The following is a 23,834-nucleotide window of genomic DNA, read 5'->3' on the forward strand; positions in this document are numbered from 1 at the left end:
CGGCCACAGGTACCTGAAACCTGCGCGTCTACCAATTCCGCCATCTGGGCTTAGATGACAACCCGGTGGAGACCGGGTGGTGGAGCAGGCGTTTAATGGCGTCCTTGAAGGCGGTCAAGGGGCAAGTGAAGATTTTATTCCGCCAGAGCGTGTATATTCGGTCCCTCATGTTCGAAGCAGGTTTCGGGCGTATTGCGACAGGACGTTGTAGCGATATGGTCGGAAGGCAGAATGTCTCGCCCATGCAGCGATGCAGAAAGTAGGGCGGTGCACGAAAAGGGAGCAGGGGCATGATCGGTCGCAGGACGGCAACAGTCTTTGGTGGCTCGGGATTTCTCGGGAAATATGTGGTTAGGAAGCTGGCTGAGGATGGGTACGCCGTGCGTGTTGCCTGCCGCCGCACCGATCTGGCCAACGATCTGCGTCAGCTGGGCGATGTCGGGCAGGTCTCACCGTTTTATGCGCCTGTCCAGAATGAAGCGGATGTGACGACGGCAGTGCGCGGCGCGACTGTTGTGATCAATCTGGCGGCTATTCTGGGCGGTTTGTCGCCTGCCGCTCTGAACGCGACCAATGTCGAAGGTGCCTCTCGTGTGGCGCGACTCGCAGCGGCAGCAGGCGTGAAGACTTTCGTTCACATGTCCGCCATTGGTGCGTCTTCATCCAGTCCGGCGGCTTATGGGCGCAGCCGGGCCGCTGGCGAAGAAGAAGTTCTGAAGCATTTTCCGTCGGCAACCATTGTGCGGGCTTCCGTGCTGTTCGGGCCGGAGGATCATTTCTTCAATATGCTGGGCGGTGTGGCGCGCTATACGCCATGCGTGATGCCGGTCTATGGCGCGAAAACCAAGCTCCAGCCGGTCTATGTTGCCGATGTGGCGGAGGCGATCCGGCGGATCGTCGCGGCTTTTGCCGAAACGCCAGCAACAGTTTCCGCAATCTGTGAACTGGGTGGCCCCGAAATTCTGACCATGCGGGAGATCGCCGAGCGCGTGCTGGCCATGACCGGGCGCACGAAGCCGACCTTCGAAGTGCCCCCGGGGCTTGCATCTCTCCAAGCGCTCATTCTGGAGCGTCTGCCGGGGGGTATGTTGACGCGCGATCAGCTCAAGATGCTGACAGTCGATAATGTCGTGCCCGGGAATCTTCCCGGCTTTCACGATCTGGGTATGGCACCCACAGCGATGGATCTGGTGGTTCCTGCCTATATGAAACGATATGCCGTAGGTGGTGAAAAAATAAACGATCCATATCAGGGTGTTGAGATTAAATAGGTATGATGTGTTGATATTTTAATTCGGTTTCTCAGGGCTGCGCGTATAAGGTTTGATGGCTCACGGGGACTAATTGGTCAGTGTTGCTGTCTTTTGTGTTGATTGTGCCTGCGCTATCGCACATGTCGACCTGCCAGAACACCGAGGGGCCAGTCATGTCTCGGCGGCAGGATTTCTGGAAGATGTCCTGTGTCCGCGCCCCCCGAGCCCGGCCCAGTTTAAGGAAGCCGTCGCATGTCCGAGAAAATGCTCTCGTTCGTCTCCGTGCCGCAGGCTCAGCCGCCAAAGCGGGCGGCTGATGCACGTCTCAAGGACTTTGACGAAATCTATCAGGAGTTTTCGCCAGCGCAGGCTTCCACGCAGGCCAGCCGTTGCTCGCAATGTGGCGTGCCGTTTTGCTCGGTGCACTGCCCGCTGGGCAACAATATCCCTGACTGGTTGATGCTGGCTGCCAACGGGCGTCTGGAAGAGGCTTACAACGTCTCGCAGGCGACCAATACATTCCCGGAAATCTGTGGCCGTATCTGCCCTCAGGACCGTCTGTGTGAAGGTAACTGCGTCATCGAGAAGGGTTTCGAAAGCGTCACCATTGGCGCGGTCGAACGCTACATCACGGATACCGCGTTCGAGAACGGCTGGGTGAAGCCGGTTCTGCCTGCCGTTGAGCTGGAAAGCTCCGTCGGCATCATCGGGGCTGGCCCGGCGGGTCTGGCAGCTGCCGAACGGCTGCGCGCGGCGGGTCATCAGGTGCATGTCTATGATCGTCATGACCGGGTGGGCGGTCTGATGATCTACGGTATTCCCGGCTTCAAGCTGGAAAAGGAAATCGTCACCCGTCGCCACAAGCTGCTGGAAGAGCAGGGCGTGGTGTTCCATCTCGGGCAGGCCATCGGGTCCGGTCAAGGCGAGCTTCCGTTCGAGGAACTGCGCAGAAAGCACAATGCGGTGCTCGTTGCGACGGGTGTCTACAAGTCGCGCGAGATTGGTGGTCCCGGCTCAGGGCTGGATGGGATCGTTCGTGCGTTGGATTATCTGACGGCCTCCAACCGCCGCTCGCTGGGCGACAGCCTGCCAGAAGGCGAACTGGACGCTGCGGGCAAGGATGTGGTGGTCATCGGCGGCGGTGATACGGCCATGGACTGCGTGCGTACGGCTGTCCGTCAGGGCGCGAAATCGGTGAAGTGCCTCTATCGTCGCGACAAGGCGAACATGCCGGGTTCGATGCGTGAAGTGAAGAACGCCGAGGAAGAAGGCGTTGAGTTCGTCTGGCTTGCGGCGCCGGAAAGCTTCCTTGGCGACAAGACCGTGACTGGCGTGCGCGCCCAGAAGATGCGGCTCGGCATGCCGGACGGTTCCGGTCGTCAGTCGATCGAGCCGGAAGCCGATGGGCTGTTCACCGTAAAGGCCGACATGGTCATCAAGGCGCTGGGTTTCGATCCGGAGCCACTGCCCGACATGTGGAAAGCCGATGACCTGAAGACCTCCCGCTGGGGCACGCTTCAGGTGGATCGCACAAGTTTCGAGACATCCATCCCCGGCGTGTTCGCGGCGGGTGACATCGTGCGCGGCGCGAGCCTTGTCGTGTGGGCGATCCGTGATGGACGCGACGCGGCGGCCCAGATCGACCAGTGGATCGCCGCTCATTCTACTTCCTCTTCTCTGGCTGCGGAGTAATGACCATGGATGCATTTGACGGTTTTTCCTCCGCCATCGAGAGTGGCGAGGCATTTATCGAAAACTGGGAGCGCAACAGCACCGCACTTCAGAACGGCCTGTATAACCCGGCTGACGAACGTGATTCCTGTGGTGTGGGTCTTGTCGCCGCGCTGGACGGACGCAAGCGGCGCGACGTCGTGGAAGCGGGCATCGAGGCTCTGAAAGCGATCTGGCATCGTGGTGCGGTCGATGCTGACGGCAAGACCGGCGACGGCGCTGGCATTCATGTCGAGATTCCGCCGGATTTCTTTGCTGACGCCATCGGCGTGCCGCAGGCAGAGCGCGATGCCGGTATTCCGCTGGCTGTCGGGCAGGTCTTTCTTCCCAAGACCGATCTCGCCGCGCAGGAACGCTGCCGTCAGATCATCGAAACCGAAATTCTCATGTTTGGTTACAGCATCTATGGCTGGCGTCAGGTGCCGATCGACACGGCCTGCATCGGTGAGAAAGCCAATGCGACGCGCCCTGAAATCGAGCAGATCATCATCCGGGGCAAGGTGGATCGTGCCGAGGAGGATTTCGAGCGCGATCTGTATGTGATCCGTCGTCGGATCGAGAAGGCGGCCATCGCCAATCAGGTCGACCTCTATATCTGCTCGCTGTCCTGCCGCTCGCTGATCTACAAGGGCATGTTCCTTGCCGAGCATCTGACGAACTTTTACCCAGATCTGCTCGATCCGCGTTTCGTCAGTCGGTTCGCGATCTATCACCAGCGTTATTCGACCAACACCTTCCCGACATGGAAGCTGGCGCAGCCGTTCCGTCGCGTGGCGCATAACGGTGAGATCAACACGATCTCCGGTAACGTGAACTGGATGCGCAGTCACGAGACACGGCTGGCCGATCCGGAACTCGACCCCTACATGGCCGATCTCAAGCCGGTAGTGCAGGGCGGTGGGTCCGATACGGCGACGTTCGATAACGTTTTCGAACTGCTGACTCATGCGGGTCGTGATGCGCCTGCCGCAAAGACGTTGATGGTTCCGGCCAGCGTCGGCGCCCATTCGTCGATGAAGCCCGCGCACCGCGACATGTTCGCTTACTGTAATGCGGTCATGGAGCCGTGGGACGGTCCGGCGGCGCTGTGTGCGACAGATGGACGCTGGATCATTGCTGGTCTGGATCGCTCGGGTCTGCGTCCACTGCGCTATACGCAGACTTCCAACGATCTGCTGATCATCGGCTCGGAAGCGGGCATGGTGAAGGTGATGGTCGAGGATGTCGTCAGTCGCGGGCGCCTTGGCCCGGGTGAGATGATCGCGGTCGATCTCGACAAGGCCAAGCTCTATCACAATGACGAACTGCTCGACCTCCTTGCCACGCGTCAGGATTTCGGTCGCTGGGTAAAGAAGATCCAGAAAATCGGGTCGGTTGTTCGCGACGACGTTGTCGAGCCGGTGATGTATCAGCCGGAAGAGCTGCGTCGCCGTCAGTTGTCTGTCGGCAATACGCTGGAAGAGCTGGAGCATATCCTTCAGCCGATGGTGGACAGCGCGGCGGAAGCCGTGGGGTCTATGGGTGACGATACGCCGCTCGCGGTTCTGTCCGAGCGTTATCGTGGACTGGCGCACTACTTCAAGCAGGGCTTCAGCCAGGTCACGAACCCGCCGATTGATTCCCTGCGTGAATCCCGGGTGATGAGTCTGCTCACACGTCTGGGCAATCTGGGAAATATTCTCGAAGAATCGGAAGATCAGTGCGATCTGCTTCAGCTTCCAAGCCCGGTTCTGACGAACGGCGAGTTCGAGGCGCTTCGCAAATTCTGCGGTGATCGCGGCTGCACGATCGACACCACTTTCGTCGCGGTAGAAGGTGAAACGGGCCTGCGCGAAGCCATTGCCCGCATCCGTCGGGAGGCTGAAGAGCGTGTCCGTGAAGGCTGCTCGCACGTCTTCCTGACTGACGAGAACCAGTCGCCCGAGCGTGCTGGTATCCCGACGATCCTCGCGGCAGCGGCGGTTCATACGCATCTCGTCCGCCATTCCCTGCGTACGTTCACATCGCTGAACGTGCGGACATCTGACGTGCTGGATGTGCATGCCGTTGCGGTGACGCTCGGCGTCGGCGCGACGACCGTAAATCCCTATCTCGCGCAGGAAAGCATCGCGGACCGCATCCGTCGTGGCCTTTGTGGCGACATGACACTGCGCACGGCGGTCGAGCGTTATCGCAAGGCCATCGACAAGGGACTGCTCAAGATCATGTCCAAGATGGGCATCTCGATCATGGCGTCCTACCGTGGCGGCTGCAATTTCGAGGCCGTCGGTCTGTCCCGTGCGTTGGTGGCCGAGTTCTTCCCCGGCATGCCGTCACGTATTTCCGGCATCGGCATGGCCGGTATCGCGAAGAACGTGCTCAGCTTCCACAAGCAGGCATGGGGCACGACTGCGGCTGTGCTGCCTGTTGGTGGTCTCTACAAGATGCGCCGGAGCGGTGAGACGCATGCCTTTGATGGCACGCTGATCCACATGCTTCAGACGGCGGTGGGGGCGGACAGTTTCGCCATCTATCAGCGCTATGCCGATGCGGTGCGTCGTCAGCCGCCGGTGGCTCTGCGCGATCTGCTTGATTTCAAGAGCGACCGTGAAGCCATTCCGGTGGAAGAGGTCGAGAGCATCACGCAGTTGCGCAAACGCCTGATCGCCCCGGCTATTTCACTCGGCGCGCTCAGTCCGGAAGCGCATGAAACGCTTTCCATCGCTATGAACCGGATCGGCGCGAAGTCTGATTCCGGTGAGGGTGGTGAAGATCCGTCGCGCGCCAAGCCGCGCCCGAACGGGGATAATGCCTCCTCGGCCATCAAGCAGGTCGCATCCGGTCGCTTCGGCGTCACGGCGCAGTATCTGAATGATTGCCGCGAGCTTGAAATCAAGGTTGCACAGGGTGCGAAGCCGGGTGAGGGCGGACAGCTGCCGGGCTTCAAGGTCACGGAACTGATCGCCAAGCTGCGGCATGCGACGCCGGGTGTGACTCTGATCTCCCCGCCGCCGCATCACGATATTTACTCGATCGAGGATCTTGCCCAGCTCATCTATGACCTGAAGCAGATCAACCCGGATGCCAAGGTCACGGTAAAGCTCGTCGCCCGTTCGGGCATCGGCACCATCGCGGCTGGTGTGGCGAAGGCGAAAGCCGATGCGATTCTGATCTCCGGTCATTCCGGTGGCACAGGTGCCAGCCCGCTGTCGTCCGTGAAATATGCCGGTCTGCCTTGGGAGCTTGGTCTGGCAGAGGCGCATCAGGTGCTGATGCTCAACCGTCTGCGTCATCGCGTCACTCTGCGGACGGATGGCGGCATCAAGACGGGTCGTGACGTGGTGATTGCCGCCATGCTCGGTGCGGAAGAGTTCGGCATCGGCACGGCAAGTCTCGTGGCGATGGGCTGCATCATGGTGCGTCAGTGCCACTCGAACACCTGTCCGGTGGGCGTCTGCTCGCAGGACCCGGCCATGCGCGCCAAGTTCGAAGGGACGCCCGAGAAGGTCATCAGCCTGTTCTCCTTCATTGCTGAAGATGTGAGGAATATTCTCGCATCGCTCGGCTTCAAGACGCTGAACGAGGTGATTGGTCGCACGGATCTGTTGCATCAGGTTTCGCGTGGTGCGGAGTATCTCGACGATCTCGATCTGAACCCGCTTCTGGTTCAGGCAGACCCTGGCCCGCATGCGCGCTACTGCACGCTTGAAGGCCGGAATGAGGTGCCGGACACGCTCGACGCGCAGATGATCGCGGATGCGCGTCCGTTGTTCGATCACGGCGAGAAGATGCAGCTTCAGTACAACGTGCAGAACACCATGCGCGCTATCGGCACACGCATCTCCTCCATGATCGTGCGGCAGTATGGCATGGCCACGCTTGCGCCGGGTCATCTGACGGTGCGTCTGCGTGGTTCTGCCGGTCAGTCTCTGGGTGCGTTCGCCGTGCAGGGTCTGAAGCTGGAAGTACATGGCGACGCCAACGACTATGTCGGTAAAGGTCTCTCAGGTGCGACCATCGTCGTGCGTCCTTCCGCATCCAGCACGCTGGCGTCGAATGAAAACGCGATTGTCGGCAATACGGTGCTTTACGGCGCGACGGCTGGTAAGCTGTTCGCCGCTGGTCTGGCGGGCGAGCGTTTCGCGGTGCGCAACTCCGGCGCGACAGCGGTTGTGGAAGGCTGTGGTTCCAACGCCTGCGAATACATGACCGGAGGCACAGTTGTGATTCTTGGTGAATCTGGCGACAATTTTGGCGCTGGCTTCACGGGTGGCATGGCTTTTGTCTACGATGAAGACGGCTCTTTCGAGCAGAAGGTCAACCCGGACAACGTCTTCTGGGTGCGCGTGGAACAGGCTGAATGGCAGGAAAAACTGCGTGCTCTGGTAGAGGAGTATGTCGAGGCGACACATTCGTCTTACGGTGCGATGCTCCTGCATAAATGGAATGAGGTGCTGCCACGCTTCTGGCAGGTGGTTCCGAAAGATTATGCCCGGATCATCGGTTTTGCTGCACCTGAAAAGGCAGCGGTATCAGCCTGACAGGTTGGAAAGAGCAGGTTTGGGGCGCACCCCACTCATCAGCGAGGAGCCTTTGGCTCCTCGTTTTTGTTTCATGATTGCGGATGATCCCGATCTGATCGCTGGAAAGAGCAGAAATGATTGTTCCTGACTTTAAACGCGCATTTCTCTCCTTCTTGCTTGCTTCGATTAGTATCGTTGCATTTGAGACCGATGCAGCCGCCAGTACGGTGCTGATGCCAGTGCCGCGCAGCATGGTCATGACAGATAAAGGCGTATCCCATTGCGCGACGTTTGCTCCGGTGTGGAAAACGCAACGTACGCCATTGCTTGAGCAGGCATGGGAGCGTTTTCAGACACGGCAAAGTCAGCGTGTTTCAGGAAAGGGAGTTGGGAAATCATGCAGAGTTCAGCTTTCTGTCTCGCCGGATGATGATTGGCTGACTGTTGCACAGAAAGAAAATTATCGGCTGAAAGTGGCTGACGAGCAGATCATTTTGAACGCCGGTGGCCCGGCTGGCATGTTGCATGGGCTTTCAACCCTGTTGCAACTCGGTCAGGACGGAGCGGGGCTGCCGCATGTCGAAATCAATGATGCGCCGCGTTTTCGCTGGCGCGGTCTGATGATCGATGTGGCGCGTCATTTCATGTCGGTTGCCGCGCTGCGTCGTCAGATCGACGCGATGGAACTGACCAAGCTGAATGTGCTGCATCTTCATCTGAATGACGGCGCGGCTTTTCGGGTGGAAAGTCACGTCTTTCCCCGCCTGCAAATGATCGGCGCGCACGGGCAGTATTATACGCAGGAGGATATCAGGGCGCTCGTGCGGTATGCTGCGGATCGGGGGGTGCGGATTGTGCCGGAATTCGATGTTCCAGGGCACGCTATGGCCATTCTCGAAGCCTACCCCGATCTGGCAGCCGCTGAACTGCCCGCCGCCAATGCGGCCTGCACAGGAAGTTCCGCGTGTGTTGCCGGTGGGAACATCAACAATCCCGCGCTTGATCCGACAAACGGCCATACAATGGATTTCGTCAGGAAACTCTTTGCCGAGATGGCAGGCCTGTTTCCTGACCGATATTTTCATGCCGGTGGCGATGAGGTGGTCGCATCGCAATGGACGCATAACCCGAAGATTGTCGCTGCGATGAAAGCGGGCGGATATGCTGACACGCAGGCCTTGCAAGGGGCTTTCACAGCCAGCGTGCAGGCTTTTCTCGCCAGTCAGGGAAAGACTGTGATCGGATGGGATGAAATTCTGTCTGCGCCCTTATCAAAAGATGCTGTTGTGGAAAGCTGGCGTGCCTCGAAATGGACCGCAGCGGCCGTGCAGGCAGGACACCCGGTGATTGTCTCGGCAGGGTATTATCTCGATCTTCTGCGACCTACACGTGAGCATTATCGTGTCGACCCGCTCGATATGCGGGCCATAGGTCTGTCCGGTGAAGAACTGGATTATGCGCATCGTACACATTTCCGCATGGCGGATGCATTCGCGCTTGATCCAGACATGCCGTCTCTGAAGGCAGAGCAGGAGCGTCTCGTTCTGGGTGGGGAAGCGGCCTTATGGACCGAGGTTGTTTCCGAACCCATGCTCGATCAGCGCGTCTGGCCGCGCACAGCGGCGATCGCCGAGCGCTTCTGGTCGCCTGCATCGGTCCGCGACACAGGTGACATGGAACAGCGTTTGCCACAGATCGAAGCGGAACTGGAGGCGCTGGTGCTTCACACGCCGCATGACCGGCAGGTCATGATTGATGATTTTGGCACACGGAAACCTGAAACCATTGCCAATTTGGTCGATGTTACCAGTCCAGTCAGAAACTATACGATCAATCGGATGGCAAAAAAAACAGGCGACGCCATTCTCTCATGGCCTATTGCCATTGCCACGCCGGATTCCTTCACCGCAATGCGCTTCAACCGTTTGGCTGAAGCCTATGTGCGAGGAGATCGTTCTGTAGAGCCGGTGCTGCGTCGCGATTTGCGGCGATGGTCTGACAATGACCATGTTTTCGAGAGCATTTCGGAAGAAACCGCAGACCTGAAGATGGTGCGTCCCATTTCAGCACAACTGGCGGCTCTTGCACGTTTGGGGCTGGATGTTCTGGATGGAAAAGCAGGCACTTCTACATTCAGGGAAAAAGCCAGGACACTTCTGGCCGAGCAGGACAGGGCTCAGGCAGCGTCGTCTTGGCAACTGCTGCCTCCGCCGTTGCCGCAGCCTGCTGGTGGGCTGCTCATCAATATTGTTCCGGGCGTAAAAATGCTGGTGGAAAGCCAGACAGGCAAAGCGCCGTAGTCTGACTTTCGCAACCGGCTCAGTCGGAGTGGGGCGTAGGGCGGCCTTCCAGAGAAAACGCCATGACGAGCGCTGCGACCCATCCGATCAGTGTCCAGCCCAGAAAAAAGTTGACGGCAAAGACAGCAGGTTTCCGAATGGTGTCGCGTAAGCAGGCCATGATGAACGGCACGAAGTAGATGGCGAACCCACTGGCCAGTAACAGCACAGCAAGGGCAATGGGGAGTCCGAATAGCGATTTCGATGCAGGCTGAGACGTCGCTGGTGCTGGCGAAAGGGCAGGGGCTTTTGCTGTTTGAGGCTGCTCTGCTTTGGGCGGGACTGCGACGGTTTGCACAGGATGTCCCAGAAGAACAGCTGCATCGGCGTCGGAGAGGAATGGTGTGGGGTCGGGCCTTTGTGTGTCGCGTTTCCATTGCGCGATGGCAGCGCGCGTCGCCTCACCATACACACCATCCGCCGTCGAGCGCGCAGGCATGTAGCCAAGAGTGATCAGACGTCGTTGCAAGGCAATATGTTCGTCGATTGGACGCTGGGATTCTTCCAGAGCCGCACCGGACAGTCTGGCCCGGTATTTCTCAGCCAACCTGTCCATGGCCGCAGCATAACAGGACATTGCATCAGCGGAGACCGTCTGGTCATCAGCTCCGGGGATCGGGAGTTGGCATTCCTGATCAATGGCGTTTTCCGCCAGAACGATTTCCTGCCGCAGACCTTTCCATCCTTCCGGTCCAACGGCCTGACGCAAGGCATAATAAACACGATCAAACGCCAGTTGATGTTCTGCTGCACTGCTGTTTTCACACAGAGCCAGTGCGACGCCGTTCTTTTGCGGCGGAGTGAGGCAGGAAAAATCAGGATGGTAACGGCTGGCTTCGTGAATGGCTGGCTCCGCGTCGGGAGCGACTGTCAGCGCTTCCTGTGGAGAGACATATCCCTGCGCCACGAGAAAGCCCGCGAGCGCCTGAGGGAACGGAAGCGGAGCGCGCTCGTCTTCCGAACATTCTGACTCCATGCGACCACCAATGGTGCAGAGAGACAGGGAAAAGCCGGAGTCGATCTCATGGTCGTAGCGGGGCAGCATATAAGTCCAGCCAGCCGCGAACTGTCCCATGAGGGCTTTCATCGCCACATAATAGGCGAGAAACCCATTGGGTTCGGAACGATTCTGCTGCGTCCAGAACCCTTCGTTCTCTTTCAGTTCCTGCTCGAGATAAGGGCGGAAGGGCGCGTCTCTTGTCACATTGACCAGCCGACCACCGACGTAACGGTAGATGATGTCGGGGATATAGGAGCCAGCGTGAGATGCGAAGGTATAAAGGAAACTTTCGTCGCCCGTGATGATTTCGGACGCGGAATCTCCGTCGAGATCGATGAAGCGGGGACGCCCCTCTCCGGCCAGTTCCGAGGGGCGCGTCGCTGTCCATGTGCCATCGGTTGCCGTGCCGACCACGGAAGTGATGGCACAGCAATGCGCCCCCCCGGTGTAGATGGAGGTGATGGCTTGCGGGAGTGGGGTGTTCGCGTCGAGACGGCGCAGTTCAAGCTGCATGTCCCGTACATCGCTGGCATCGCGATTATAGGGTGTCAGAGCACCGACGAAAGGCGGACGGTTGGGGTGGCTCGTGTCCGTAACGGTAAGAGTCGCCATGCGACAGGCACCGGAAGGAAAGGAGTCTTCGGTGTTCAGAAGCGTGGGAATGTTGCAGTCAGCCTGCTGACGGAGGTCGATTGCCGCGTTGATGCCTGCCGCTGAGATCGCGATCTGGTTCTGGTCGTTCAGATCCGCATGGGCGAGGGGTGGCGTTGCTGTGGCGCCCCGCGCTTTTAGTGCTCCGGTCAGAAGCATGAGCGCCGTTGTTGCGCAGACTGCTTGCCTCAGTGTCATGACGCGTATTCCTTGATTTTGCTCCACATTACCGCGACGCTTCTCCAGTCGCCATGTTTCTTTCCTGAGGGCATTCGTTCTTCAGTCCCCTGACTGCTAGAATAAACGTGACAGCGATGCCTGACGCATAAGGTGACATGTGAAAGACCAGCCGGTTTCCTCTGCAGAAGATGTCTTCATGGACATGAAGGCCAGACTGGCTGAGAAGCCGGATGACCCTGTGTTGCAGCATGCTCTTGCGCGCGCGGCCTATGACCTAGGACGCTACGATATCGCTGTGGCCTATGCAGGACGTGCGGTGCGGACTGATCCAAGGGGCGCGTTCCACGTCACGCTCGGTCTCGCGTTGCGACGGCTGGGCCATAAAGAGGCCGCGCGTTCGGCCCTTCATGTCTCTGTTCTGACAGATCCGGACAATCCATCCACGCATCTCGCATTTTCAGAGAGTCTTGAGGAAGATGGGGAAGTTGTGGACGCAGAGGCGGAACTGCGTCTCGCAGTGGATATGCGCCCGCTGGAGGCAGGATATCATCTGGTGCTGGCCCGGTTTCTCGAGCGTCATGGCCGTGTGTGCGAAGCACTGAGTGTAGCGCGGCGGGCCACACGCCTTGCCGCATCGGACGACGTTATGACGCGGCAGTATGAGGCCTCATTGCTGGCTCGCATGGGAGACGTACAGGAGGCTGAGCCGCTTTTCGCTCGGATAAGGGCGCTGTGCCCACATGATCCGGCCGCGTGGGCCAATCATGGGGCGATCCTGTTCGAACTTGGCCAGCTCGATGAGGCGCGTGAAGTACTAGAGCAGGCCGTGACAATGGCCGCTCCTGCGGCGGAAACACTCAGCAATCTCGGTCTGGTCCGCATGGCGCTCGGCGACCTTGCTGGAGCCGACAGGCTTTTTTCCGCCGCGCAGAGTTTGCGCACGGACGACACCCGTATCATGCTCAATCGCGGCACCTGCCTGAGTGACTTGGGCCAATGGGATGAAGCGGAAAGACTTTTCCGTGATGTCATGACCGGAAATCCGGAAAGCACTGATGCTGTCCGGGCCCGTTTCAATCTGGGCACGATACAGTTGGCGGAAGGCAGGTTTTCCGAAGGATGGCGCAATTTCGAGGCACGGCGCACGCTTGTGCAGCCTTTGCCGCGTCCAGACCTGCCTGCGTGGGATGGCAGAGAAACTTCACATCCGGTGCTGCTATGTGGTGAACAGGGACTAGGTGATTACCTCCAGTTCCTGCGTTATGTGCCGCAGGCCGCACATCGCGCCCCAATCGATCTTCTTGTTCCGGAAACCTTGTTTTATTTGTTGCAAGAATCCTTGGAACTCCCCTTCTGGAGAGAGGCTTGTGATGCGGATCGATTGAGAATGTATTCTTCCGCACAGGACTGCCGCGCAAAGGCGAAAGCCTCGCTTCTGAGCCTGCCCAGTCTTCTGGGAGGAGCGAAACTCTCTTCGTCCGGCCCTTACCTGCACAGGACGGCAGAACCAACGCTGCAAAAGAGAGATAGCCTACGAGTAGGACTCTGTTGGGAGGGAAATCCCGGATACCGGTTCGATCGTCGTCGTTCGATCGGTCTTGAGCGGCTGGAACCTCTTCTGTCCGTGCCTGGCGTAGAGTGGTTTTCTCTCGTTCCTTCAAAAATACCTGATGGCTTCAAAGCGCTTCCTGAAGGAGATCTTTCCGTGACGGCAGCCGTCATGAACGATCTTGATCTTGTCATTTCTGTGGATACCGCCATGGCGCATCTGGCGGGAGCACTGGGTGTTCCGTTATGGCTGTTCAACCGCTTCGGTGGTGACTGGCGGTGGGCATCGGGCAACTGGGATACCAAGACGGGAAAGCATTTGTGGTATCCGCAGACGAGAATGTTCGCACAACAGACTGCGGATATGCCCGAACAGGCATGGCGGGAACCAATCGCTGAAGCTGCCCGGGCCTTATGGCAAAAAGCGAACCAGCCCAGACCGTGATCTTATTTTGAGTAAGTCAGCAGGAGACGGTTCACGCTTTCCAGTGCTGTGAACATTTCCTTCCATATTCTGAAGAATTTCTCTTCCTTCATACCACGGTCAGCCATGATGCTGGCCAGCTTTCCCACGGTCCGTTGGCCATCGATCAGTGGCAGGATGCTGCGAGCCTGAGCGGGGAGGGGAATGGGCACGATGAGGGTGCCAAACGCGAAAGGCAGCGTGCCATTCGGTAAAATCTGTTTCGCGAGTTCTTCGCCGGGGATTTCCCGCATGACGGGGACAGCCTCTACTGCGCAGGCATCTGGCGGCACAATACGACCTCCCTTGCGCACGACATAAACCACATGCGTAGCCATGTTGCCGGTCAGTTCTTCCGCAGTCGCCGCCTTTTCGCGCGGTGTCATCTGTTCGATGCGTGTGCGCAATTTGGGATCGGGCAGAAAAAGCGCCGGGTCGTAACGCGCTGGTTCCATCAGGCAGGAAGGTTCGAGACCTGCCTGTTCCAGAAGATCAAGAAATGCGGTGATTGTGTAGGCACGATCACGAGGATTCAGAAGCAGGTCATAGAGCCCGGCATTGCCGCCATTCAGATGATCGCCGAAATTGCCATTCTGATGCAGCCATGCCGTTGCTGGAAGATGACGCATGACGCGTTTGGCGACATCGAGACGGGTCGAAGGACTTTCAGAAAAAGGTGTTATTTTCTCAAGGGCTTCCTGAAGCATGTAAACGCCGGTTCGTCCATAGGGCGCATAGACCATCAGCCCCATGCCACCTCCGGGTGCAAGTCGGTTTTCCAGCGCTTTCAATGTGGTGAAAGGATCGGGGAGATGGTGCAGCACACCACAGCAGTCGATGTAATCGAAAAGCCCCAGTTCGAGGCTGTCGAGTTCTGTCAGAGATCCCTGAATGAACTGCATGTTGTGCAGATCGCGGACTTTCGCGCGCTCCTGAACAATCTTCAGCGCATGAGAAGAACGATCAAGGCAGACGACTTCTCCGGGACGGTTGGCGCGAGCCAGATGAGTAGCGAGCATAATCGCGCCATCACCCGTTCCACATCCGGCGATAAGAACACGGAGGGGCATTTCAGGGGAGCGCCGTGCGCCGAATACCCAGTAATCGATTTCCCTCAGATGGCTTGGGCTGCCGATCAGCAGGCGTGTCTTTTCGTCGGCTGGATTCCGTTCCGGGTAAGGATAGGCTTCGTATTGCGCGGCCAGTTCTGCATCGCGGGTGTCGATGGCGGAGTCTGTCGTCATACGAGGGAAATCCTTCCTGAAAACGGCCTGTTATAAGGTCGCGTGTTGATGGAAAGCCTGCTTGAGACTTTCGATCATTGCGTTTGTATTCGGTGTCTTGGCTGTGACGACTTCTGAAAAACCGGCTTTTCGCAGTTCTTTTGCCGTATTTTCTGAAATGGAAATGGCCCGCAGCCCTTCTGTGGCTATTCCGGTCTGCGTCAGAGCCGCGCAGAATGCACGTGCACTGGCGGCCGAAAAAACCATGCTTACGCCGATAGCCTTTTCCTGAAATGCTTGGAGCGTGGGTGACGGAAGCTGAGTGGCAGCCGACGTGCTGTAAGCTAAGCGCCGCCGGATGCGGAAACCTGCATGCCGAAGGGTTTTCGCCAGATCGACGCCCTGCTTTTCACCCGACAGCAGCAGCAGCGATCCCTTGTTCGGTGATAGGTGTGTCAGCACCACTTCTGCCAGTTGCGTCGCATTGCCACTGGCGCTGATGACTGTGCGAAAGCCCGCGGCGCGGACACGGGAAGCCGTTGCGTCGCCGACGGCATAGACCGGGATAGTATGGTCAACGGCTTCCGAGAGGGCAGGGATCGCCTGACTGCTGGTGATCAGAACGGCTGCCATGCCAGTTTGCGGTGCCAGCGAACGAGGCGTCACGCATAGCGACTCCATCCCCCATGTCTGCCAGCCCTGTTGCTCCAGCAAGGCGCGGGTTTCAGTCAGTCCGGGTTCTGGGCGCACGACAAGGACACCGCGGCGTTGAGGTGTGTCCCTGTTCATGCTGGTCGATCAGTCGATGAAGATGTCGGCAGGGCTGTCGGCGCGCAGATTCCGCCCGAGTTCACGGCCGATGCGTTCGGCGTCGGTGGCAGGCCCCGTCACTTCCCGACGCAGCAGGAAGGTGCCGTCCTCCGAGGCCACAAGGCCGGTCAGGTGAAGCTCACCTTTGGGGCCAGCGGCAGGCTGGAGCAGACGCGCGTAACCGCCAATCGGCGTGCGGCAGGAGCCGTCGAGTTCGGCAAGGAGAGCCCGTTCGGCGGTGGAGACGGCCCGGGCTTCGTAGTCTTCAATGGCCGCCAGCAGTTCACGCAGTTCGATATCGCTTTCGCGTACCGTGACGCCCACAATGCCCTGTCCTGCGGAGGGGACCATGACTGCGGGATCGAGCACGATGGACGCACGATCTTCCATGCCGAGACGGCGCAGGCCGGCCAGCGCAAGAAGCGTGGCGTCACACTGACGCGCCGCCAGCTTGTCGAGTCGCGTCTGCACATTGCCGCGCAGAAGGCCGAATCGGAGGTCGGGCCGCACATGAAGCATCTGAGCCTGTCGCCGCACGGACGCACAGCCCACAAGCGCGCCCTTCGGCAGGGCGGAGTAAGGATCGTTCGAGTCTTTAGCGGGCTTCAGGCCCGGACCGAGAATGAGGGCGTCGCGGGCGTCTTCCCGGCGCATGGTGCAAGCCAGCACGAGACCCGGGGGGAGGGTCGTCTCTAGGTCTTTCAGGCTGTGAACCGCGAAATCGATGCGCCCATCGAGCAGCGCTTCATGAATTTCCTTGGCGAACAGTCCTTTACCGCCAATTTCCGCCAGCGGCCGGTTCTGCACCTGATCGCCTGTCGTGCTGATCAGGTGCTCCTGAAAGGCGTTCATGTCGCGCAGAACAGGGCAGAAACGCGTCAGCCGCGTGAGAAAGGCGCGGGTCTGCCACAGCGCCAGAGGGGAGCCTCGCGTGCCGACGCGCAGCGGAAGCTGGCGCCGGTGCTGGGGTGTCGTAGTCTTCCGACGCGCTGCTGCTTCGGCGGCAACCTTCTGGAGCGCGGGAGACGGAGATGTTTGAGATGGCTGTGCGGAGACCATGTGGCGTGTTTATTACCAGCACCGGATGAAGGAAAGGTGACGTGACGCCAGTTATGACCGACAGAAACGCTACTTGTGGCGGGGAGCTATACCCGACAGGGCCAATCCTTGCCATTGAATCCTCATGCGATGAGACGGCATGTGCCATTCTTTCACCGGAGGGGCAGGTGCTGGCCGAGACATTGGTTTCGCAGCAGGACCATGCGGCATTTGGCGGCGTGGTGCCGGAAATCGCCGCGCGCGCGCATCTGGTTCTTCTGCCGGATATCGTCCGGAAAACCGTTGAAAAATCAGGTCTTACGCTCTCAGGGCTCGGTGCTGTCGCTGCCAGTGTCGGACCGGGTCTGATCGGGGGCCTGATCGTTGGAACCAATTTCGGCAAGGGGCTGGCCATCGCCCTGCGCAAGCCTTTCGTGGCAGTGAATCACATCGAGGCTCATGCGCTGTCCGCAAGGCTGCCCGGCGTGGCGCCGGAGGGTGTCGCATTTCCCTATCTCCTGCTTCTGGTTTCCGGGGGGCATTGCCAGTGTCTGGCGGTGGAGGGTGTCGGACGGTACCGCAGGCTCGGCGGCACAATCGACGACGCGGCGGGAGAGGCGTTCGACAAGGCGGCGAAGATGCTGGGGCTAGGTTGGCCCGGCGGCCCACAACTTGAAGCATTGGCTCGAGAAGGTGATCCGACGGCATTCGCTTTTCCGCGTCCGCTCAAAGGACGGGAGGGCTGCGATTTTTCCTTCTCCGGCCTGAAAACCGCTTTGGCGCGGCAGCTTGAGCCTTATGGCATGGAGACTCTGCCGCGTGTTCTGGCGGCGGATCTGGCGGCGAGCTTCCAGCAGGCCATTGCCGATGTGGTGGATGACCGGGTGCGTCATGCCTTCACGATGATGGAACAGCCAACCGCGCTGGTTGCAGCAGGCGGTGTGGCCGCCAATGGCATGCTGCGCGCCTGTCTCACCCGGATTGCGGAGGACCATGGGGTGCCGTTTGTGGCGCCCCCATTGCGGCTCTGCACGGATAATGCGGTGATGGTTGGCTGGGCAGCCTTGGAAGTCTGTCGGGAAGCAGCGCGGCGGGGTTGTCCCATGCCGGATGATCGGGCGCTTCGTCCGCGCCCTCGCTGGCCTCTGACGGAAATGGAGAGCCGTTTCGCGCAGAACACGGATGCGTCGGTCACCCCTGCAATTTGATCCAGATCGCTTGTCGGGGCGCGACCATGTGCTATGTCCGTCGCCCTGCGGAAGCTTACGGATAAAACATGACGAAAAATCGATTTCTGACCGGCGCTGCGGTTCTGGCACTGCTTGGCGCCTTCGGTCTCGCTCCGGCAAAGGCGCAGACTGAGTCCACCCGGGTGAATCCGGCGGTGACTGCTGCGGCCATTCAGACCATTCCGGGCATGCCGCCAGTTGTCGATCCGAACAACATCTATTCCGAGGCCCGTGCCGGAAATCTTAATCCGGAGGTGGCCAAAGACCCGGCCCGCATCTATGTGCCGAACCTGCGCTCGAACGATGTGTATGTCATCGATCCGGCGACGATGAAGGTCGTGGACCGTTTCCCTGTCGGGAAAAGCCCCCAGCATGTGGTGCCTTCATGGGATCTGCGCACGCTCTGGGCGACGAACAATGCCGAGGGTACGACCGACGGCAGCCTGACGCCGATCGATCTGCGCACGGGTAAGCCCGGCGCGCCGGTTCCGGTCGATGACCCTTACAACATGTATTTCACGCCCGACGGCAAGTCGGCCATTGTGGTGGCGGAAGCCCGCAAGCGGCTGGATTTCCGCGACCCGCATACCATGCAGATGCAGGGTTCGGTGGAAGCGCCTCAGTGCCGTGGCATCAACCACGCCGGCTTCTCCATCGATGGACGCTATGCCATTTTCACCTGCGAATTCGGCGGCATGCTGGCGAAGGTGGATACGGTCAACCGTCAGCTGATCGGCTATCTGAAGCTGTCCAAGGGTGGTATGCCGCAGGACATCCTGACGGCTCCGAACGGCAAGACCTTCTACGTGGCTGACATGCATGCTGACGGCGTGTTCATCGTCGATGGCGATACGTTCAAGGAGATTGGTTTCATTCCGACAGGCGTCGGCACGCACGGCATCTATCCGAGCCGGGATGCGAAATTCATGTATGTGGCGAATCGTGGTTCCCACAAGGTGCATGGCCCGCGTCACAGCAAGGACGGCAGTGTTTCCGTTATTGATTTCGTGACCAATCAGGTCGTGAAGACATGGCCGATTCCCGGTGGCGGCAGCCCCGACATGGGCAATGTCAGCGAAGACGGAAAGCTGCTGTGGCTGTCCGGTCGTTTTGACGATGTCGTTTATGCCATCGACACGAATACCGGGGCGATGACCATCATCCCTGTTGGTGCCGAGCCGCATGGCCTGGCTGTCTGGCCGCAGCCCGGTCGTTATTCCGTGGGTCATACGGGTATCATGCGCTGAGCCCATATTCCTGAACTGGCGAAGGTCCATGACCTTCGTTCAGGGAAGGTGGCTGTGGCGAGCCAGCCGAGGTATTTCCGTGCCTCAATTCAGCTCTGGTAAATTATTTCTGGTGCCCGGCGACGCTTCCTCCTAAAAGTTGCCCCCAAATTTTATTACCAACCTCGCATTGTGTGCTCAGATGGTCCCGCGAACGGCGGCGGACAGACTTATGATCACACGGTGCTTTTGACATGGAGATCTCCGGCTCATGTTAGACGTCTTGCCGCGCGTTTCGTCTGAAAACATCCCTTCCGGCCTGCTGCCGGTCGAAGGGCAGGAAGGCGTGTGGCACCTTGCGCCGCCGGAGAAGGAATATGGTCACCTCTTCCCGGCCAAGGTGCTGACGGTTCATCACTGGACCGACCGCCTGTTTAGCTTCACCACCACCCGTGATCAGGCCCTGCGCTTCGAGAACGGCCAGTTCACGATGATCGGCATGGAAGTGGACGGCAAGCCGCTGCTGCGCGCCTACTCCATCGCTTCGCCGAACTATGAAGAGCACATGGAGTTCCTCTCCATCGCCGTGCCGGATGGTCCGCTGACCTCGCGTCTGCGTCATGTGAAGGTGGGGGACACGGTGCTGATCGGTCGCAAGCCCGTCGGCACGCTGCTGCTCGACAATCTGCGTCCGGGCCGTAACCTCTACTTCCTGTCCACGGGCACTGGCCTCGCGCCGTTCATGAGCCTGATCAAGGACCCGGAGTGCTACGAGCGCTACGAGAACGTCATCCTGACGCACACCGTGCGTATTTCTGGCGAGCTGGCCTACTTCAATCACATTCGTCACGAACTGCCGCAGCATGAGTTCCTTGGCGAGATGATCGCTTCCAAGCTGCGTTACTATCCGGCTGTGACTCGCGAAGACTTCGAAGTGACCGATCGCATCACGACGCTGATCGAAAACGGCAAGCTATTCTCGGATCTGAACCTGCCGCCGTTCGATCCGGAACTGGATCGCGTGATGATCTGCGGTTCACCGGAAATGCTGGCTGATACCGAGAAACTGCTCGAAGCACGGGGTTTCGACGAAGGCAACAACTCCAAGCCGGGTGCTTATGTTGTCGAGAAGGCGTTCGCCGAGCGGTAAGCCGCGCTGGAATGCTGGTTTGTGGAAAGGCTCTGGGCGTGTTGTCCGGAGCCTTTTTGTTTTGTGATAGTCCTCGCCTCATTCAAGACATTCCGTCTGTCAGCGATGTTCCTTATGCGGCCAAGCTACACCATGATTCTTTCCGGACAGAAGTCAATTGATGGCCGTTTTGTCCGTTCCTGACATCAAGCCAGTCTTCTCCTGTTTTCTGCTGTTTCCGCCGAACAGCACATCCACAATCTGCTGCTCGACCGAGAGATGATCCTGTGCATTCGCTTCAAACAGGGTTTTCGCTGTATTGTCAGCGGTATTGTCGGTTGAAGGCGTTGTAATCTTTCCACTGTCGGTCTGCTGGACGGAAGCGGTTACCTGCTCTGTTTTAGTTTCTGTCGCGGATGTAGTCACGATTTTTGTCCGTCCTGCGGCGGCCGTGTCTACATAATCGGGGATAACCTGCGCGTTCTCAACTTCTGTTCGCGTCATGCCATAGGTGAAGGACACTTCTTCCGATGCACCTGCTCCAGTCTCACTCGCCGCGACCGCAGAGCCGGTTGTTTCGGAAAGTGTATAGACTGCCGTATCCAGATTGGCAGGGCTCCTGATGTTCTGGATTATGTCGTACAACTGCTTTTCAGTGGCGGTGGCATTGGCCGGCAGGGATGTGGCGTCCGCCATCTGGACAGCGGTGTTGATGAACGACGAACCTGCCGTTGCCTGATAAAAGGCTTTTTCAAGTGCCTCGACCTGCGGTGCCTTTGCCACGACGTCAGGCTGGTCGCCATAACGCGCCAGAGTGGAATAGCGGGCCACCTCCGCGAATGCGGTAGTCTTGTCCAGATCTGTTGAGGTGCTGCTGTTTATGGTCGCTGCGGCTTCGCTGAACAGCTTTCCCAGAAGGCTAATCGAATCCGTGTGGGACAGCAGGTTTTCCTCGTCACTTTCCTGCAACGGCGTGTCGATAAACTTAGTGCTGATTGTCTCGGATTCAGCAACTCCCGAGGAAGATGTAGCGGAAGTGTCTGTCTTGATACCCAGCCCCTGACTTAATGAAAACTGGAGAATGTTGAATGCACTCAGTGCGGAAATCGTATCGGACATGGCTTTTTTCCGTTTCGTGGATTTTTCCCGAAAAAAAGAATGCCAACGCATAGGTTAACGAATTCGGAATTTACTGATCTAGTTTAAAGTACACCTGAAATTTTCTCAAATATTCGCGAGAAAGGAATAGGCAATAACATGCTTGGGTCGTGCTTTGTTTGGTCGAATGAAAGCGTGTAAGTGCGATTTCCAGATTGTCCCGCTTCGTCTGTTTCTATTGTTCCTAACAACATCACAATACAATCGCTCACGGTTGATCCGCAGCACTTCAGTTGATGTGTCATAATGTCTGCCCATCCGGAGTGAACTGCCATTTTTTGACAAAAAGCAGCCATAGGCATCGGTTATGAAACGAATTTCTCCCTTCACACCTGACAGCATAGCCTTGCCACCACTAGCGCCACGCCACCCAGCACCCCCAGCGACAGAGTAACAACAGCCACCACGCGCGGGCCGGCTGCCAGCACGCTTCGCAGGTCAACACCCAGCCCAAGTGCCGCCATGGCAACGAGAGTGAGCAAACCGCTCATCGTGTGGAGCGGTCCAAGCAGGGCATGCGGCACCAGATCAAGCGAGCGTGCCGCCATCAGTCCCATGAAGACCAGGATGAAGGGCGGCAGGAACTTGTTCAGACTGAAACTCGGTTTCGTGCTGTTTCTGAACGGAGTCTGGCGGGCGTAAATCATGGAAGAGACCGCCACCACCGGGCCAAGCATCAGCACGCGCACCAGTTTGACCAGTGTGCCGATCTGCACGGCCGTTGCACCCATCGGCCCAGCGGCCGCCAGCACCTGCGGCACCGCATAGACCGTCAGGCCCGCAAGCACGCCACCGGCTGTCTGTGTCAGATGCAGGTTATGGGCCACCAACGGCAGGCACAGGACCACCAGAATGCCGAGCACGGCTGTGAACGCGACGGCGGTCGCGGCTTCGTCGCTGTCCGCGTCAATGGCAACTGCCACGGCGGCAATGGCCGAGTTGCCGCAGATGGCGTTACCGCAGGCAATGAGCACCGCCATTTTTGCTGGCAGACCGAATGCGCGACCTAGTAGAATGCCTGTACCAATCGCGATGCCGACAGTCGCTACAATGCCAACCACCAGCGCAGGCCCGGCTTTGAGAACCATTTCGATGCTGACCGCAGCGCCCATCAGGGCGACGGCTGCTTCCAGCAGAGTATGAGCAGAGAAATGGAGGCCACTCTCAAAGGTCGCCGGCGGCTTCCACAGGGTTCGCAGAACGGTGCCTGCGAGAATGGCGAGCACGAGGCTTTCGATCCAGGCCGAACCTGTAAGGATGATTTCCGCCTGTTCAAGGAGCATGGCGCTCCCCGCGACGGCCAGACTCAGAAGGAAGCCGGGTAGCGTGCGAAAGAGAAGGGGTGTCCGTTTCATGCAGGAAACATCGCGCCGCACGAATGACAAATCCAATGGATTGATATATTTGTTTCAATAAAGGAAATTTATTGAATGACGCTTGAGCAGCTCCGTATTTTCGTGACAGTCGCAGAAATGCTGAACATGCGGGCCGCGGCGGAACGGCTGCATCTCTCACAGCCCGCCATCAGCGCCGCCATCGCGGCTCTCGAAGAGCGCCATGCGACGCGCCTTTTTCACCGCATCGGACGCGGGCTTGAACTGAACGAGGCAGGAAGGGCGTTTCTGCCTGCTGCGCGGAATGTATTGGCCAAAGCGACCGAAGCATTGCAGGTGCTTGATGATCTGTCGGGGCTGGTGCGCGGCGAGTTGCGTATCGCTGCCAGCCAGACGGTGGCGAACTACTGGCTGCCGGGTTTTCTGACACGGTTCGCCGTCCGTTATCCGACTATCAGGCTGAATCTGCGCGTTGGCAACACGACGCAGGCAGCAGCATCTGTCATGGGTGGCGAAGCCGAGCTGGGTTTTGTCGAGGGCAAGATTGATGATGCGCTTTTGCTGCATAAACAGCCTGTCGGAGGGGACGATTTTCGCCTGTATGCGGCTCCCGGACACCCACTCGTTGGGCGTGCGCTGCGTCGGCAGGATCTTGTCGAAACGCAATGGGTACTACGGGAGGAGGGGTCCGGCACGCGCGATCACCTTGCGCGATGTCTGAAGTCCATTTTCCAGATTGATCTGGCTGATCTCGATATCAGGCTGGTGCTTCCTTCCAATGAAGCTGTGTTGGAAGGTGTTTCAAGTGGCGGATTGATCTCGGCAGTCTCCGACCTCGCCGCAGCGTCGCGGGTGCGGGCGGGGCTGGTTGAAGCGCTGGATTGCACGCTGGAGAAACGCAGTTTTCACATGCTGCGCCATCGTGAGCGGCCTATGAGCCGCGCGGCACAGGCCTTTGTGGAGATGCTTTAACCGTCCATCTGTCACACAGAGCAATGTCTTAAATCCACAGATGGTTGT

General features: G+C 58.7%; 15 protein-coding genes. 9 read left to right on the top strand and 6 right to left on the bottom strand.

The genetic code is table 11. The features are described 5' to 3' along the window. The first annotated feature begins 290 nt into the window (after positions 1-290). The 4 genes from ABF824_RS02410 (at position 291) to ABF824_RS02425 (ending at position 9,786) form a co-directional block, all read left to right on the top strand. A complete protein-coding gene (locus ABF824_RS02410) occupies positions 291-1,271 on the top strand; it encodes a complex I NDUFA9 subunit family protein (RefSeq protein WP_415486235.1) in 981 nt (326 codons plus the stop codon). 234 nt (positions 1,272-1,505) lie between these two features. Further along, a complete protein-coding gene (locus tag ABF824_RS02415; protein WP_415486236.1) occupies positions 1,506-2,945 on the top strand; it encodes an NAD(P)-dependent oxidoreductase in 1,440 nt (479 codons plus the stop codon). A 5-nt stretch (positions 2,946-2,950) separates the two neighbouring features. Continuing rightward, positions 2,951-7,504 carry a glutamate synthase large subunit gene (gene gltB / locus ABF824_RS02420; RefSeq protein ID WP_415486237.1) on the top strand — a complete coding sequence of 1,518 codons (4,554 nt, stop codon included), beginning with the start codon at positions 2,951-2,953 and terminating at the stop codon, positions 7,502-7,504. Between the two features lie 155 nt (positions 7,505-7,659). Next, on the top strand, positions 7,660-9,786 hold the full coding sequence (locus tag ABF824_RS02425) for a beta-N-acetylhexosaminidase (RefSeq protein WP_415486239.1): 2,127 nt from the start codon (positions 7,660-7,662) through the stop codon (positions 9,784-9,786). Between the two features lie 19 nt (positions 9,787-9,805). Here the strand turns inward: ABF824_RS02425 and ABF824_RS02430 are convergent, their stop codons facing one another. After that, positions 9,806-11,674, bottom strand: coding sequence for a superinfection immunity protein (locus tag ABF824_RS02430; protein ID WP_415486240.1), 1,869 nt, complete (start codon positions 11,672-11,674; stop codon positions 9,806-9,808). A gap of 178 nt (positions 11,675-11,852) precedes the next feature. Here ABF824_RS02430 and ABF824_RS02435 point away from each other — a divergent pair, with 178 nt between their 5' ends. Continuing rightward, on the top strand, positions 11,853-13,649 hold the full coding sequence (locus tag ABF824_RS02435) for a tetratricopeptide repeat protein (RefSeq protein ID WP_415486241.1): 1,797 nt from the start codon (positions 11,853-11,855) through the stop codon (positions 13,647-13,649). Positions 13,650-13,651: 2 nt separating this feature from the next. Here ABF824_RS02435 and ABF824_RS02440 read toward each other — a convergent pair whose 3' ends face one another. The 3 genes from ABF824_RS02440 to hemC are packed head-to-tail and all read right to left on the bottom strand — an operon-like array spanning position 13,652 to position 16,759. Further along, positions 13,652-14,911 (bottom strand): class I SAM-dependent methyltransferase, encoded by a 1,260-nt coding sequence (locus tag ABF824_RS02440; protein ID WP_415486242.1) that lies wholly within the window; start codon positions 14,909-14,911, stop codon positions 13,652-13,654. A gap of 30 nt (positions 14,912-14,941) precedes the next feature. Continuing rightward, on the bottom strand, positions 14,942-15,679 hold the full coding sequence (locus ABF824_RS02445) for a uroporphyrinogen-III synthase (protein WP_415486243.1): 738 nt from the start codon (positions 15,677-15,679) through the stop codon (positions 14,942-14,944). A 9-nt stretch (positions 15,680-15,688) separates the two neighbouring features. Then, positions 15,689-16,759, bottom strand: a complete 1,071-nt coding sequence (gene hemC, locus ABF824_RS02450; protein WP_415486244.1) for a hydroxymethylbilane synthase — start codon at positions 16,757-16,759, stop codon at positions 15,689-15,691. Between the two features lie 53 nt (positions 16,760-16,812). Between hemC and tsaD the strand changes: the two genes are divergently transcribed. The 3 genes from tsaD to ABF824_RS02465 all read left to right on the top strand — a co-directional run bounded on the left by tsaD (position 16,813) and on the right by ABF824_RS02465 (position 20,343). Then, positions 16,813-17,946 carry a tRNA (adenosine(37)-N6)-threonylcarbamoyltransferase complex transferase subunit TsaD gene (gene tsaD, locus ABF824_RS02455; protein WP_415486286.1) on the top strand — a complete coding sequence of 378 codons (1,134 nt, stop codon included), beginning with the start codon at positions 16,813-16,815 and terminating at the stop codon, positions 17,944-17,946. A 68-nt stretch (positions 17,947-18,014) separates the two neighbouring features. Further along, on the top strand, positions 18,015-19,214 hold the full coding sequence (locus ABF824_RS02460; RefSeq protein WP_415486245.1) for a YncE family protein: 1,200 nt from the start codon (positions 18,015-18,017) through the stop codon (positions 19,212-19,214). Positions 19,215-19,464: 250 nt separating this feature from the next. Continuing rightward, complete coding sequence (locus tag ABF824_RS02465) at positions 19,465-20,343, top strand: ferredoxin--NADP reductase (protein ID WP_415486246.1); 879 nt, start codon at positions 19,465-19,467, stop codon at positions 20,341-20,343. A gap of 153 nt (positions 20,344-20,496) precedes the next feature. On the opposite strand, the gene ABF824_RS02470 is transcribed toward ABF824_RS02465, so the two are convergent. Then, a complete protein-coding gene (locus tag ABF824_RS02470; RefSeq protein WP_415486247.1) occupies positions 20,497-21,441 on the bottom strand; it encodes a hypothetical protein in 945 nt (314 codons plus the stop codon). A 365-nt stretch (positions 21,442-21,806) separates the two neighbouring features. Then, a complete protein-coding gene (locus ABF824_RS02475; protein WP_415486248.1) occupies positions 21,807-22,835 on the bottom strand; it encodes a YeiH family protein in 1,029 nt (342 codons plus the stop codon). Positions 22,836-22,910: 75 nt separating this feature from the next. Between ABF824_RS02475 and ABF824_RS02480 the strand changes: the two genes are divergently transcribed. Then, entirely contained in the window at positions 22,911-23,786 is an 876-nt protein-coding gene (locus tag ABF824_RS02480; protein WP_415486249.1) for a LysR substrate-binding domain-containing protein, read from the top strand. The last annotated feature ends 48 nt before the right edge of the window (positions 23,787-23,834 follow it).

The organism is Acetobacter sp. (genome assembly GCF_047721705.1).
In the GTDB taxonomy this organism is placed as follows: domain Bacteria; phylum Pseudomonadota; class Alphaproteobacteria; order Acetobacterales; family Acetobacteraceae; genus Acetobacter.